The sequence below is a fragment of the Kitasatospora sp. NPDC017646 genome (assembly GCF_044329365.1).
Lineage (GTDB): Bacteria > Actinomycetota > Actinomycetes > Streptomycetales > Streptomycetaceae > Kitasatospora.
In genome coordinates, this window is the sequence record NZ_JBIRJC010000009.1 from 238,094 (window position 1) to 251,615 (window position 13,522).

Below are 13,522 nucleotides of genomic sequence, written 5' to 3' on the forward strand. Positions count from 1 at the left end.
CTTGCGCGTACTGCTGACCGGACACCAGGGCTACCTGGGCACCGTGATGGCCCCGGTCCTCGCGGCCGCCGGGCACGACGTCGTCGGACTGGACGCCGGCCTGTTCGCGGACCGCGTCCTCGGCCCGACGCCCGCCGACCCGCCCGGGCACCGGGTGGACCTGCGCGACGTCACGGCCGACCATCTGGCCGGAGTGGAAGCCGTGATCCACCTGGCCGCGCTGTCCAACGACCCGCTGGGCTCGCTGGCGCCGGACCTCACCTACGACATCAACCACCACGCCTCCGTACGGCTGGCGAAGCTGGCCCGCGACGCCGGGGCGCGGCGCTTCCTGTACGCCTCGACCTGTTCCGTCTACGGCGCCGCCGGCGGCGACGAGCTGGTCACCGAGGACGCCCCGCTGCGCCCGGTGACGCCGTACGCGGAGTCCAAGGTGCGGGTGGAGGACGACCTGCACGCGCTGGCCGACGGCGACTTCAGCCCGGTGTACCTGCGCAACGCCACCGCCTTCGGCTACTCGCCCCGGCTGCGCGCCGACATCGTGCTGAACAACCTGGTGGGCCACGCGCACCTGTCCGGCGAGGTGCTGGTGCTCTCCGACGGCACGCCCTGGCGCCCGCTGGTGCACGCCGCCGACATCGCCCGGGCCTTCGCGGGCGCGCTGGCCGCGCCGCGCGAGGCGGTGCACGACCGGGCGTTCAACATCGGCACCGAGGCCAACAACGTCACGGTCGCCGAGATCGCCGGGCAGGTCGCCGAGGCGGTGGCCGGCGCCCGGGTGGTGATCACCGGCGAGACCGGCGCCGACCCGCGGTCGTACCGGGTGGACTTCTCCCGGGTCCGCGCCGCGCTGCCCGGCTTCGACTGCGAGTGGACGGTCAAGCGGGGTGCGCTCGAACTCGCCGATGCCTACCGGAGGTTCGGGCTGACCCGGGAGGACTTCGAGCGGAACTTCACCCGGCTGGCGGTGCTGCGCCGGGCGGCCGGGGCCGGCGCCGTCGACGACACCCTGCGGTGGCGCCGGTGAATGCGGTCGGGGAGGAGATGCACGCGCTGGTGGAGCGGCTGTACCCGCTCTGCCGGAGTATCACCGGCGACGGTGTGCGCGCCACCCTGGAGATCGTCGGCGAGCACCTTCCACTGGAGGTGCACGAGGTGCCGACCGGGACGCGGGTGCTCGACTGGACGGTGCCGCAGGAGTGGAACATCCGGGACGCGTACATCGCCGACGCCGCCGGAAACCGGGTCGTCGACTTCGCCGCGTCCAGCCTGCACGTGCTGGGTTACAGCGTGCCGGTGGCGGCCACCATGCCACTGGCCGAACTGCGCGGGCACCTCCACACCCTGCCCGACCACCCGACCTGGGTGCCGTACCGGACCAGCTACTACACGGCCGACTGGGGGTTCTGCCTTGCCCAGGAGACCCTGGACGCCCTGCCGGAGGGCGACTACGAGGTGCGGATCGACTCCACGCTCGCGGACGGCCACCTCACCTACGCCGAGCACGTCGTCCCCGGGCAGGTCGCCGACGAGGTGATCGTCTCCTGCCACGTCTGCCACCCGTCGCTGGCCAACGACAACCTGGCGGGCATCGCGGTGGCGACCTTCCTGGCACGGGAGTTGGCGCAGCGCACACCCCACTACACCTACCGCTTCCTGTTCGCCCCCGGCACCATCGGGGCGATCACCTGGCTGGCCCGCAACGCGGAGCGGGTGGAGCGGGTCAGGCACGGGCTGGTGCTGGCCTGCGCCGGAGACCCGGGGCAGCTGACGTACAAGCAGAGCAGGCGCGGCGACGCGGAGATCGACCGGGTGCTGCGGCACGTCCTGGCCACCTCCGAACGCCCGCACCGCATCACCGAGTTCACTCCGTACGGCTACGACGAGCGGCAGTTCTGCTCGCCCGGCTTCGACCTCGGCGTCGGCTCGCTCAGCCGCACCCCGTACGCCGGCTACCCCGAGTACCACACCTCGGCGGACAACCCGGACCTGGTCACGGCGGAGGCGATGGCGGACACCCTCGCCGTCTGCCGCGAGGCCTTCTCCCTGCTCGACCGCAACCGGAGCTACCTCAACCTCAGCCCTTACGGCGAACCGCAGTTGGGCCGGCGCGGGCTGTACGACTCGCTCGGCGGCCGCAGCGACGCGAAGCAGGCCCAGCTGGCCATGCTCTGGGTGCTCAGCCTCTCCGACGGCCGGCACAGCCTGCTGGACGTCGCCGAGCGGTCCGGGCTGCCCTTCGACACGGTCGCCCTCGCGGCCGGCGCCCTCCAGGGCGCCGGACTGATCAAGGCGTGACGCCGATGACCACCGGGGAGGTGAGGACGACGACACCGGCGGCCCCGCCCGGGGGGACCGGGCGTACCGCCAGGAGGGGCGTCGTCGGCCGGCTGTCCTGGGGGCTGGCCGACCAGGCGGCCTCCAGCACGACCAACTTCGCGGTGGGCGTTTACGTGGCCCGCGAACTGGGGGTGGGCGCCTTCGGCGTGTTCAGCCTGGCCTGGCTGACCTACGGCGTGGTGCTCAACGTCGCCCGCGGACTGGCCACCGACCCGCTCGTGGTGCGCTTCAGCGGCGTGCCGCAAGCGCCCTGGCGGGCGGCCGCGGCGCGGGCGACGGGGGCCGCGCTCGCCGTCGGGTCAGTCCTCGGCGCCGTCTGCCTGCTGGTCGGGTTCGGCCTCGGCGGCCGGGTCGGGCCCGCCTTCGCCTGCCTCGGCGTCGCCCTGCCGGCGCTGCTTCTCCAGGACGCCTGGCGGTTCGCCTTCTTCGCCGCCGGCACCGGGAAGAAGGCGTTCACCAACGACCTGGTGCAGGGAACCGTGCTCGTCCCGGCCATGGTCGTGGCGGCCCGGGCGGGCACCGTGGCCGCCTTCCTGCTCGCCTGGGGTGCCTCCGCCGCGGTCGCCGCGGCGTACGGCTGCCTGCAGTCCGGCCTGCGGCCCCGGGTGACCGGGGCCCGCGGCTGGCTCCGCGAACAGCGCGACCTCGGCAGCCGGTACCTGGTCGAGAACGTCAGCCTCAGCGGCGCCGGCCAGCTGCGGGCGTACGGGCTCGGCGCGATCGCCGGGGTCGGCGCGGTGGGCGCGGTCCGGGGCGCCGAACTCCTGCTCGGCCCGTTCCTCGCCCTGCTGATGGGACTGTCGCTGGTCACCGTCGCGGAGGCGGCCCGGGTGCTGCGACAGTCACCGCGGCGGCTCGGCCGGTTCTGCCTCCTGCTGGGCGGCGGGCAGGCCGCCGCCGCGCTGCTGTGGGGCGCGGCACTGCTGCTGATGCCCGAGCGGGCCGGCGAGCTCGTCCTCGGCGACGTCTGGCGCTCCGCCTCCCAGCTCATCGTCCCGGCCACGCTCGGCGTCGCGGGCGCCGGCCTCGGCAGCGGCGCGGCGGCCGGGCTGCGCGCGCTCGCCGCGGCCCGGCGCAGCCTGCGCTGCCAGCTGTTCGCCTCCGCCTGCTACCTGGGCGGCGGGCTCGGCGGGGCCGCCGCGGCCGGCACCGTCGGCTCGGCCTGGGGCGTCGCCGCCGCGACCGCCTGCGGCTCGGCCCTGTGGTGGCTGCAGCTGCGGACCGCCCTGCGCGAACGCCCCCATGCCCCCATCCCCGAAGTGAGGACGCCATGACCTCCGTTCCCCGGCTGAGCATCGGCCTGCCCGTCCACAACGGCGAGGAGTACCTCGCCGAGTCGCTCGACGCCCTGCTCGGCCAGACCTACGAGGACTTCGAGCTGGTCATCTCCGACAACGCCTCCACCGACGCGACCGAGTCCATCTGCCGCGCGTACGCCGCCCGGGACCCGCGGATCCGCTACCTGCGACTGTCCCGCAACATCGGCGCCGCACCCAACCACAACTTCGTCTTCACCCGGTGCCGCGGCGAACTGTTCAAGTGGGCCTCGCACGACGACCTCTACGCCCGGGACCTGCTGCTGCGCTGCGTGGAGGCGCTGGACGAGCGGCCGGAGACCATCCTCGCCCACTCCGGCCAGGCGGTCGTCGACGAGAACGGCCGGGTGAAGGTCCCCTACGAGTACGGGCTCGCCACCGACTCGCCGCACGCGCCGGAACGCTTCCGCAGCCTGCTGTTCGAGCCCGGGGGAGACGACTTCTACGGGGTGATGCGGGCCGACGTGCTGCGCCGGGTGAAGCCGCACGACAGCTACCACCACGCGGACCGCACCTTCGTCGCCGAGCTCACCCTCCACGGGCCCTTCCACCAGGTACCGGAGCTGCTCTACTTCCGCCGCGACCACCCCACCCGCGCCGAGCGTGCGAACCCCTCCAAGCGCTCCCGCTGCGTCAACCTGGACCCGCGCCGGGCCGGCGCGCTGCACCCGACGCCCCGACTGCTCGCCGAGTACGTCTGGGGCTTCGCCTCCGCCGTCCGGCGGGCGCCCCTCTCCCCGGAGGACCGGCGCGCCTGCCACCGCCACCTGGCCGCCTGGATGACCAGCCGGCTCCGGCCGGGCGCCGGCGAGCGGGTCGAGGACCGCGCCCCGGCCGACCCGTCCCGGCTCACGGTCTCCGTCGACGCCCTGGTGGCCGGACGCGAGGGGAGGCGGGCATGAGGCAACCCCCGCTGCGGGTGGGGGTGTTCGGCCTGCTCGGCTCCGGCAACCTCGGCAACGACGGGTCGCTGGAGGCCGTGCTCGGCTACCTGCGCGCCGAGCACCCGGAGGCGGCCGTGGACGCCCTGTGCGGCGGACCCGAGGTCGTCGCCGCCCGGTACCGGATCCCCGCCACCCGGCTGAACTGGTACCGGGGGGAGTACCGGACCGCGTCGCGGGCGGGCGCGATCGCGGCGAAGGGCCTCGGCAAACTCGTCGACGCCGTCCGCACCGCCGCCTGGGTGCGCCGGCACGACGTGGTGATCGTGCCGGGCATGGGCGTCCTGGAGGCCACCCTGCCGCTGCGGCCCTGGGGCTTCCCGTACGCGCTCTTCCTGCTCTGCGCCTCCGGCCGGCTGTTCGGCACCCGGGTGGCGCTGGTCGGCGTCGGCGCCGCCGAGATCGCCGACCGGCCCACCCGGGCCCTGGTGTGCTGGTCGGCGCGGCTGGCCGCGTACCGGTCGTACCGGGACACGCTGTCCCGCGACGCGATGCGGGCGATGGGCGTGGACACCGCGCGGGACGAGGTCTACCCGGACCTTGCCTTCGCCCTGCCGATGCCGCCGCCGACCGGCGCCTCCCCGGGCTCGTCAGGTCGGGGCTCACCAGGCCCGGTGTGCGTCGGCGTCATGGATTTCCACGGCGGCAACGACGACCGCGCCGGCGCCGAGCGGATCCACCGCCGCTACCTCGACGGGACGACCCGCTTCGTCCGCGCGCTGGTCGAGGACGGCCGGCCGGTCCGGCTGCTCACCGGCGACGGGATCGACGCGCCGGTGGTCGCCGCGATCCTCGCCGCGGTGGACTCGCCGCTGGTCACCGCCGCCGAGGCGACCTCCCTGGCTGACCTGATGGCGGAGACGGCCGCCGCCGACGCCGTGGTGGCCACCCGCTACCACAACCTGGTCTGCGCCCTGAGGGCCGGCACGCCGACCCTCGCCCTGAGCTACGCCGCTAAGAGCGACGCCCTCATGGAGCGGATGGGGCTGGGCGCCTACTGCCACCCGGCGCGCGAGGTCGACGCCGACCGGCTGATCGAGCAGTTCCGGGCCCTGGAACAGCGATCGGCCCAGCTGCGGCAGACCCTCGACGAGCGCAACCTGACGGCCGACCGGCAGATCGAGCAGCAGTTCACCGCCCTGACCACGGCCCTCTTCCCGAGGGCCGACGCTTCGAAGGAGACGCCGTGAAGGTGACCCGAGTCCCGGCGATCGCCGGCGCGTACCTGTTCGAGCCGACGCCGTACGCCGACGAACGCGGCTTCTTCTGCCGCACCTTCGACGCCGAGGTGCTCCGCTCGGTGGGCCTCGACCCGAACGCCTTCGTCCAGCACAGCGTCTCCCGCTCCGCCCGGGGCGTGCTGCGCGGCCTGCACCTGCGCTCCGGCGCGGGCGAAGCCAAGCTGGTGCGCTGCTCCTACGGGCGCGTCTTCGACGTCGTCGTGGACCTGCGGACGGACTCGCCGACCCACCGCGGTCAGGCCTTCTTCGAACTGTCCGGCGACACCCAGGCGAGCGTGTACGTCCCGGCGGGCTGCGCCCACGGCTTCCAGGCGCTGACCGGCACCGCCGACGTGTCCTACCGGATCGACCGCCCGCACGACCCGGCCGAGGACGTGACGATCGCCTTCGACGACCCCGAACTCGCCATCCCCTGGCCGCTCCCGGCCACCTCGATGTCCGAACGGGACAGGGAGGCACCGGGCCTCGCCGAGGCCCTGCGGCACCGGGGGAAGTGAGGTCGGCGTGGACACCGAGGAGTTCTCCCTGCCCCGGTCCCGGACGGCGAACGAGAGGCTGCACGCCCTCGTCCCCGGCGGCGCCCACACCTATGCCAAGGGCGACGACCAGTACCCCGAGGACCTGGCCCCCGTCATCAGCCACGGCCGCGGCGCCCACGTCTGGGACGTCGACGGCAACCGCTACGTCGAGTACGGCTCCGGCCTGCGGTCGGTCAGCCTCGGCCACGCCCACCCGCGCGTGCTGGAGGCGGTCCGGCGGGAACTCGACCGCGGCAGCAACTTCGTCCGGCCGTCCGTCGTGGAGGTCGAGGCCGCGGAGCACTTCCTGGCCACGGTGCCGACCGCCGAGATGGTGAAGTTCGCGAAGAACGGCTCCGACGTCACCACCGCCGCCGTGCGACTCGCCCGCGCGGTCACCGGGCGCCCGCGGGTGGCCGTCTGCGGGGACCAACCGTTCTTCTCCGTCGACGACTGGTTCATCGGCACCACCCCGATGTCCGCCGGCATCCCGGCCGCGACCACCGGCCTCACCGTGGCCTTCCCCTACGGGGACCTGGCCGCCACCGAGGAACTGCTCACCCGTTACCGGGGCGAGGTCGCCTGCCTGGTCCTCGAACCCGCCGGCCACACCGAACCCCCGCCCGGATACCTCGCCGGCCTGCGTGAACTGGCCGACCGGCACGGCTGCGTCCTGGTCTTCGACGAGATGATCACCGGTTTCCGCTGGTCCGAGGCGGGCGCCCAGGGCCTGTACGGCGTCGTCCCCGACCTCTCCACCTTCGGCAAGGCACTGGGCAACGGCTTCGCCGTCTCCGCGCTGGCCGGGCGCCGCGAGCTGATGGAACGGGGCGGGCTGCGCCATCGCGGGGACCGGGTGTTCCTGCTGTCCACCACGCACGGCGCGGAAACCCACTCGCTGGCCGCCGCGATGGCCGTACAGGCCACCTACGCCGAGGAGGGCGTCACCGCCCGGCTGCACGCCCTCGGTGAGCGGCTGGCCGCCGGTGTCCGGGAGGCCGCCGCCGCCATGGGCGTCGGCGACCACGTCGTCGTGCGGGGCCGGGCCAGCAACCTGGTGTTCGCCACCCTCGACGAGCACCGGCAGCCGTCGCAGCGGTACCGCACCCTGTTCCTGCGCCGGCTCCTCGCGGGAGGGGTGCTGGCGCCGTCGTTCGTGGTGAGCAGCGCGCTCGACGACGCCGACATCGACCACACCGTCGACGTGGTGGCGGGGGCGTGTGCGGTGTACCGGAAGGCGCTGGACGCCGGTGATCCACGCCCCTGGTCGGGCGGGCGGCCGGTGAAACCGGTGTTCCGACGCCTGGCGTGACGCGGCCGCGGCGACGCGGCGGTGGGTCAGTGGCGTGACGTCAGTGATGTGACGTCAGTGATGTGAGGTCAGTGGGGGTGCGGCCGATCGGCGTCGGTCTTCCGCCGGGTCTGCCGGTCGGCCGTCCGGTCGACCAGCCACGCGGTCGCCGGTACGACGGACAAGGCGGTGCACCAGCCGGCGAGCGCGTCAGTCGGGTAGTGCGCGCCGAGGGCGACCTGCGCCCAGCCCATGACGGTGCCGGCCACCAGTGCCGCGGCGGGCCAGAGCCCGTACCGGCCCTGGCGGCCGGCCCCGAGCAGCGCCAGCACGAGGGCGAGCGCGGTGGCGAAGGCGGTGTGCCCGCTCGGGTACGACAGGTTCCCGTCGTGGATGGTGCGCCCCACCAGGTGCTTGAGCAGCGTCGCCGCCCCCACGGTCACGCCGACCGCGACAACCGTGAACACCGCCGCGCGAGGACGCCGCAACAGCAGGCAGCCCGTCACGACGGCCACGACCAGCGCCGTGGCCCCGACCGGCTCGCCCAGGGAGTCCAGCACCAGCGCGACGGACCGCCACGGCGGCTGCACACCGTCCACCGCCGCCCCGATCCGCGCGTCCACCCTCCCCGGCCCGCCCCCGCCGGCATACCGGACACCGAGCGCGACGACCACCAACCCGGCGAAGACCGCAACCGGCCCGAGCCACCCGCGCAGCGACGGGGGTAGTACGGCGGGCACCGGCGTCGGTGGAAGGGGTGTCTGCGTCATGCCTCAACGTACAACGCATGGGCGTCGTTCGAGCCCACCCCCAACGCGCAACAGCAGGTGGACCAGCCGGCGTTCGCGCAGATCTCCGTCCCCTACCAGGCGCGCCACGGCCGTGAGGAGGCCGGGGCGTGTCAGGCGTGATGTGGTTCGGCCTGCTCGCCGGCGGCGGGATTCACCAGCCTCATCGCCTTCCTGGTCATCCTCATCTACGCCCTGAACTCCCCGTTCGGAGGTCCGCTGGGCCTGAGTCCCGCGCCCTTCGCCGATGTCGGTCTCGGCGGCTGAGAGAGAGTGACGGAGCTGGGTCTGCCCTGGTGTTCCGTTCTGGCGTCAGTAACATGAGTACCCCTCACGTTCTCGTCAGGAGGCTGCCATGCCGAACCGCTTCGACCTGCCGGCGGGGTTCCGCTGGGGTGCTGCCACCGCCGCCTACCAGATCGAGGGGGCGGTGGACGAGGACGGCCGCGGCCCGTCCGTCTGGGACACCTTCTGTGCCCGCCCCGGCGTCGTCCGGGACGGGCACACGGGTGTGGTCGCTTGCGACCACTACCACCGCTATCCCGAGGACATCGCGCTGATGAAGGGCCTCGGGCTGGACGGCTACCGCTTCTCCATCTCCTGGCCCCGCGTGCTGCCCACGGGTGCGGGCGCCGTCAACGAGGCCGGACTCGCCTTCTACGACCGCCTCGTGGACGCTCTCCTCGACGCCGGCATCACGCCACTTCCCACCCTCTTCCACTGGGACCTCCCCCAGGCCCTCGAAGACACCGGCGGCTGGCTCAACCGCGACACGGTGTACCGGTTCGCCGACTACGCCACCGTCATGGCCGACCGCCTCGGCGACCGCATCCCCACCTGGATCACCCTCAACGAGCCCTTCGTCCATACGGTGTTCGGCTACGCGCTGGGCACCCACGCCCCCGGCCGCACCCTGATGTTCGAGGCCCTGCCGGCCGCCCACCACCAACTCCTGGCCCACGGGCTGGCCGCCTCGCTGCTCCACGACTGCGGGCTGGAGGTGATGCTCTCCAACAACCTCACGCCCGTCCAGCCAGCCACCCCCTCATCCGAGGACGTGGCCGCCGCCGAGGCCTACGACGCCCTGCACAACCGGCTGTTCACCGACCCGGTTCTGCTTGGCCGTTACCCCGACCTCTCCGTGCTCGGCGTCCCCGACGACATCTACGGCGCCGTACAGCCCGGCGACGCCGAGCTCATCCACGTCCCCGGCCTCGACGGCCTCGGCATCAACTTCTACAACCCCACCCGCGTCGCCGCACCCACCGACCCGGGCCTTCCCTTCGACCTGGTCGACATCCCCGACGTCCCCCACACCGCCTTCGGCTGGCCGGTCGTCCCGGACGCCCTCCGTCAGCTCCTGCTCCACCTTCGGGACGTGTACGGCAAGGACCTCCCGCCCATCACCATCACCGAAAACGGCTGCTCCGTTGATGAGTCCACCGACCCCGATCAGCCCCGCATCGACTTCCTCGCCACCCACCTCGACGCCCTCGCCGCTGCTGTGGCCGAAGGCGTCGACGTCCGCGGCTACTACACGTGGTCACTACTTGACAACCTAGAGTGGTCGGAGGGGTTCCGTCAGAGGTTTGGTCTCGTCCACGTCGACTTCTCGACGCAGCGCCGTACGCCGAGGGCCTCGTATGCCTGGTATCGGGACCTGATCGCCGCCCATCGGGAGCGATTTGCGAGGTAGGGGTCTGGGGCGGCAGCGCTTCGGGCTGGTCCACACGAACATCACCGTCAGCGGGAAGACTCCGAGCATCGGGGCGCCGATGTGGTGGAACACCTGCGGCCGGTCGTAGAAGACGTACTTCAACAGGACGATCAGCGGACAGGGGACACCGAGCATCGGGGCCACCGTGCGCGGGTCGTGGCGCAGTCGGAGCAGGACACGGTGGGCGGTGGCGAACGGGATCCGGCTGGTACGAGACCACGGCCCGCCGCGCCGTCGCCCGGGCCGCCGAACCGGCCACGTGCGCCGACCTGGCCTCCCGCCAGGTCGGAGGCGGTTCTGCCCCAGTCGGCGGCGGTGGGCTTCTGCGACAATCGACCGGCCGGTGACGGGGACGGACGGAGGGAGGCCTGCGTGGGCGGGGACGGAGTGCGGTCGCGGATTCCGCAGCTGCGGCTGGACGAGCTGTTGGAGGAACTCCAGGCGCGGATCGACGCGGCGCGGGGTACCCGGGACCGGGTGCACAGCCTGCTGGAGGCCGTGCTGTCGGTGGGGCGGGAGTTGGATCTCACCCAGGTGCTGCGGCGGATCGTGGAGGCCGCGGCCCTGCTGGTGGACGCGCGGTACGCGGCGTTGGGGGTGATCGGGCCGGACGGCGAGACGCTGTCCGAGTTCCTAACCGTGGGGCTGTCGGAGGAGGAGATCGCGAAGATCGGTCCGTACCCGACGGGTCGGGGCATCCTCGGCGAGCTGATCCGCAACCCCGAGCCGCTGCGGCTGACGGACCTCTCGGACCATCCGGCCTCGCACGGCTGCCCGGTGCACCACCCGGTGATGCGGGCCTTCCTGGGTGTTCCGGTGCGGGTGCGCGAGGAGGTGTTCGGGAACCTCTACCTGACCGACAAGCGGGGCGGTGAGGAGTTCGACGCCGACGACGAGTCGGTGCTCTCGACCCTCGCGGTCGCTGCGGGGGTGGCGATCGACAACGCCCGCCTGTACGAGGAGGCGCAGCGCCAGCAGCGCTGGCTGAGCGCGAGCGCGGAGATCACCCGGAGCCTGCTGTCGGGCAGTTCCCGCGCGGACGTGCTGGAACTGATCGCGCGGCGGGCGCGGGAGATCACCGGCGCCGCGCTGGCTGACGTGTCGGTCCCGGTCCCCGGCACCGACACGGTCCGGGTCGAGCTGGCCCTCGGTGGTGACGCGGCTGCCAGGCAGGGCCTGGTGGTGCCGCTGGACGGGACTCTGTCGGGGGAGGCGTGCGCGCAGGGCTCGCCGACGACCACGGTCGACCTTTCAGGTGATCCGCGGCTGTCCGCCGGTCCTCGGAGGTTCGAGGGGCTCGGACCGGCAGTGGCGGTCCCCCTGGGGCGGACCGAGGGGCCGGTCGAGGGTGTACTGCTGCTGGCCAGGGAGGCCGGTGAGCCGGTGTTCACCGAGCGGGAGATCGGCCCGCTGCTGGGCTTCGCCGACCAGGCGGCACTGGCCCTGGAGGTGGCGGAGCGGCGCCGCGATGCCGAGCAGTTGGCGATGCTGGAGGACCGGGACCGGATCGCCCGGGACCTGCACGACCTGGCCATCCAGCGGCTCTTCGCGACCGGGATGACGTTGCAGAGCGCGGCCCGGTTCATCGAGCACCAGGGTGCGTCGGACCGGGTGCTGCGTGCGGTCGCCGACCTGGACGAGACCATCAAGATCATCCGGTCGACGATCTTCGGGCTCCGAGCGCGCGAGGATCACGCCGGGCAGGGATTGCGGGCCAGGGCCGTGCGGGCCGTCGAACAGGCGCAGGCTGTCCTGGGCTTCCCGCCGAGGCTGAGTATGGAGGGCTTGCTCGACACCGATGTCCCGGCGGAGGTCGCGGAACACGTCGTGGCCGTGCTGGGGGAGGCGCTGAGCAACGCGGCCCGGCACGCGAAGGCGAACCGGGTGGAGGTGGTGCTGCACGCCAGCGGGCAGCGGGTCGTGCTGACGGTGCAGGACAACGGTGTCGGCGTCCCCGAGCAGGGGCGGCGCAGCGGCCTGCGCAATCTCGCCGAGCGGGCGGAGGGCCTCGGGGGCGCGTTCGAGGTGATCGTCCCAGCTGAGGGCGGGACCCGGCTGACCTGGTCGGCCCCGCTGGTGTGAGAGTCGGGGGCCGAAGTTCGCGGGGGCTCGTCACGCCTCGTAAGCCGGTGAGCCGGGCAGGGTACGCCCGGTCACCAGTTCCGGGCGGATCCGGATGGTCACACGACCGGTTGTTCTCGCCGGGGCGGGCACGACGGCAGGATTGGTGCGGCCCTCCTCGGTGTCGGAGGTGACGTCCGCCCGCCCGAGGACGGTGACGCTCCAGCCGCTGCCGTCGGCTTCGTCGAGTTCGCCGGCCTCGAAGGCGACGATCGCGTCGGCGACGGCTCGGGTGATCTCGGAGTCGGTGTGGGCGTGGAGCAGGACGCTGCCGTCCGCCGCGATCCGGTAACGGACCGGCATGACGGCCGGCAGCGCACCAACGGTGTAGACCAGTCGGCCGACGGCTGTCCCGCTGAGGAGTCTCAGACACTGCAGCTCGTCCAGTGGTGTCAATTCGGCGGTCATGGCATCCATGCTCGGTGGGGGCATGTCCTTCCGCGAGGGGCTGATGGTCCCCCGGGAGGCCTCCGGGTGGTCCCCGTGCACCGGGTGCTTCCGGCCCGGGTGGGAGTGCCGCTCAGACGGTCCGGCGGGTCGCCGGGTGGCCCTGGCCCGTCAGTACCTCGGTGGCGATGATCGCGGCCTGTACCCGGCGCTCCACACCGAGCTTGGCGAGGAGGCGGGAGATGTGGTTCTTGACGGTCTTCTCGGCGAGGTAGAGCCGCTGGCCGATCTGCCGGTTGGTCAGGCCCTCGCCGACCAGGGCGAGGATCTCGCGTTCGCGGTCGGTGAGGTGCGGGCCGTCGGACGGCTGCCGAGCGGCCTCGCCGCGCAGTCTGGCCATCAGCCGGGTGGTGGCGCCGGGGTCGAGCATGGACTGTCCGGAGGCGACCGTGCGGACCGCGGAGACGAGGTCGGTGCCGCTGATCTGCTTGAGGACGTAGCCGGCGGCGCCGGCCATGATCGAGTCGAGCAGGGCCTCCTCGTCGTCGAAGGAGGTGAGGATCAGGCAGGCCAGCTCCGGCATCCGGGACCGCAGTTCCCGGCAGACCGTCACGCCGTCGCCATCGGGCAGCCGCATGTCCAGGACCGCGACGTCCGGGCGCAGCGCCGGAACGCGGGTGAGCGCCTGCGCCACCGTGGAGGCCTCGCCGACCACCGTGAAGCCGGGCTCCGCGTCCAGCAGGTCGTGCACGCCCCGCCGGACCACCTCGTGGTCGTCGAGGAGGAACACCTTCACCGGGTTGCCCGCGTCGGCCGCCGTGTCGTCCACCATCACCGCTCCGTGCTCAGCCTGCCCCAGCGG

Annotated in this window: 12 protein-coding genes; 9 read left to right on the forward strand and 3 right to left on the reverse strand. The window is 73.2% G+C overall.

Features of this window, described 5'->3' with window-relative positions:
• The first annotated feature begins 1 nt into the window (after window position 1).
• The 7 genes from ACH4J0_RS17285 to ACH4J0_RS17315 are packed head-to-tail and all read left to right on the forward strand — an operon-like array spanning window position 2 to window position 7,668.
• A complete protein-coding gene (locus ACH4J0_RS17285; protein ID WP_396240870.1) occupies window positions 2-1,027 on the forward strand; it encodes an NAD-dependent epimerase/dehydratase family protein in 1,026 nt (341 codons plus the stop codon).
• A complete protein-coding gene (locus tag ACH4J0_RS17290; protein ID WP_396240872.1) occupies window positions 1,015-2,298 on the forward strand; it encodes a DUF4910 domain-containing protein in 1,284 nt (427 codons plus the stop codon). The genes ACH4J0_RS17285 and ACH4J0_RS17290 overlap by 13 nt, the downstream gene beginning before the upstream one ends.
• 5 nt (window positions 2,299-2,303) lie before the next feature.
• Window positions 2,304-3,614 (forward strand): hypothetical protein, encoded by a 1,311-nt coding sequence (locus tag ACH4J0_RS17295; protein ID WP_396240874.1) that lies wholly within the window; start codon window positions 2,304-2,306, stop codon window positions 3,612-3,614.
• Window positions 3,611-4,558 carry a glycosyltransferase family 2 protein gene (locus tag ACH4J0_RS17300; RefSeq protein ID WP_396240876.1) on the forward strand — a complete coding sequence of 316 codons (948 nt, stop codon included), beginning with the start codon at window positions 3,611-3,613 and terminating at the stop codon, window positions 4,556-4,558. Before ACH4J0_RS17295 ends, ACH4J0_RS17300 begins: the two co-directional genes overlap by 4 nt.
• Window positions 4,555-5,787, forward strand: coding sequence for a polysaccharide pyruvyl transferase family protein (locus tag ACH4J0_RS17305; protein WP_396240878.1), 1,233 nt, complete (start codon window positions 4,555-4,557; stop codon window positions 5,785-5,787). The genes ACH4J0_RS17300 and ACH4J0_RS17305 overlap by 4 nt, the downstream gene beginning before the upstream one ends.
• Window positions 5,784-6,335, forward strand: a complete 552-nt coding sequence (locus ACH4J0_RS17310; RefSeq protein WP_396240880.1) for a dTDP-4-dehydrorhamnose 3,5-epimerase family protein — start codon at window positions 5,784-5,786, stop codon at window positions 6,333-6,335. The genes ACH4J0_RS17305 and ACH4J0_RS17310 overlap by 4 nt, the downstream gene beginning before the upstream one ends.
• Before the next feature lie 7 nt (window positions 6,336-6,342).
• Entirely contained in the window at window positions 6,343-7,668 is a 1,326-nt protein-coding gene (locus ACH4J0_RS17315; protein WP_396240882.1) for a glutamate-1-semialdehyde 2,1-aminomutase, read from the forward strand.
• Between the two features lie 68 nt (window positions 7,669-7,736).
• Here the strand turns inward: ACH4J0_RS17315 and ACH4J0_RS17320 are convergent, their stop codons facing one another.
• Window positions 7,737-8,417 (reverse strand): phosphatase PAP2 family protein, encoded by a 681-nt coding sequence (locus tag ACH4J0_RS17320; RefSeq protein WP_396240884.1) that lies wholly within the window; start codon window positions 8,415-8,417, stop codon window positions 7,737-7,739.
• A gap of 373 nt (window positions 8,418-8,790) precedes the next feature.
• Here ACH4J0_RS17320 and ACH4J0_RS17325 point away from each other — a divergent pair, with 373 nt between their 5' ends.
• Window positions 8,791-10,131, forward strand: coding sequence for a GH1 family beta-glucosidase (locus ACH4J0_RS17325; RefSeq protein WP_396240886.1), 1,341 nt, complete (start codon window positions 8,791-8,793; stop codon window positions 10,129-10,131).
• 393 nt (window positions 10,132-10,524) lie between these two features.
• Window positions 10,525-12,234 (forward strand): GAF domain-containing protein, encoded by a 1,710-nt coding sequence (locus ACH4J0_RS17330; RefSeq protein ID WP_396240888.1) that lies wholly within the window; start codon window positions 10,525-10,527, stop codon window positions 12,232-12,234.
• A 30-nt stretch (window positions 12,235-12,264) separates the two neighbouring features.
• Here the strand turns inward: ACH4J0_RS17330 and ACH4J0_RS17335 are convergent, their stop codons facing one another.
• On the reverse strand, window positions 12,265-12,681 hold the full coding sequence (locus tag ACH4J0_RS17335) for a pyridoxamine 5'-phosphate oxidase family protein (protein WP_396240890.1): 417 nt from the start codon (window positions 12,679-12,681) through the stop codon (window positions 12,265-12,267).
• 112 nt (window positions 12,682-12,793) lie between these two features.
• Complete coding sequence (locus tag ACH4J0_RS17340; RefSeq protein WP_396240892.1) at window positions 12,794-13,492, reverse strand: response regulator; 699 nt, start codon at window positions 13,490-13,492, stop codon at window positions 12,794-12,796.
• Window positions 13,493-13,522: the final 30 nt, after the last annotated feature.

Coding starts and splice junctions, on each gene's coding strand:
- ACH4J0_RS17295 (WP_396240874.1), top strand. CDS start 2,304: ATGACCACCGGGGAGGTGAGGACGACGACACCGGCGGCCCCGCCCGGG.
- ACH4J0_RS17335 (WP_396240890.1), bottom strand. CDS start 12,681: ATGACCGCCGAATTGACACCACTGGACGAGCTGCAGTGTCTGAGACTC.
- ACH4J0_RS17325 (WP_396240886.1), top strand. CDS start 8,791: ATGCCGAACCGCTTCGACCTGCCGGCGGGGTTCCGCTGGGGTGCTGCC.
- ACH4J0_RS17305 (WP_396240878.1), top strand. CDS start 4,555: ATGAGGCAACCCCCGCTGCGGGTGGGGGTGTTCGGCCTGCTCGGCTCC.
- ACH4J0_RS17340 (WP_396240892.1), bottom strand. CDS start 13,492: ATGGTGGACGACACGGCGGCCGACGCGGGCAACCCGGTGAAGGTGTTC.
- ACH4J0_RS17320 (WP_396240884.1), bottom strand. CDS start 8,417: ATGACGCAGACACCCCTTCCACCGACGCCGGTGCCCGCCGTACTACCC.
- ACH4J0_RS17300 (WP_396240876.1), top strand. CDS start 3,611: ATGACCTCCGTTCCCCGGCTGAGCATCGGCCTGCCCGTCCACAACGGC.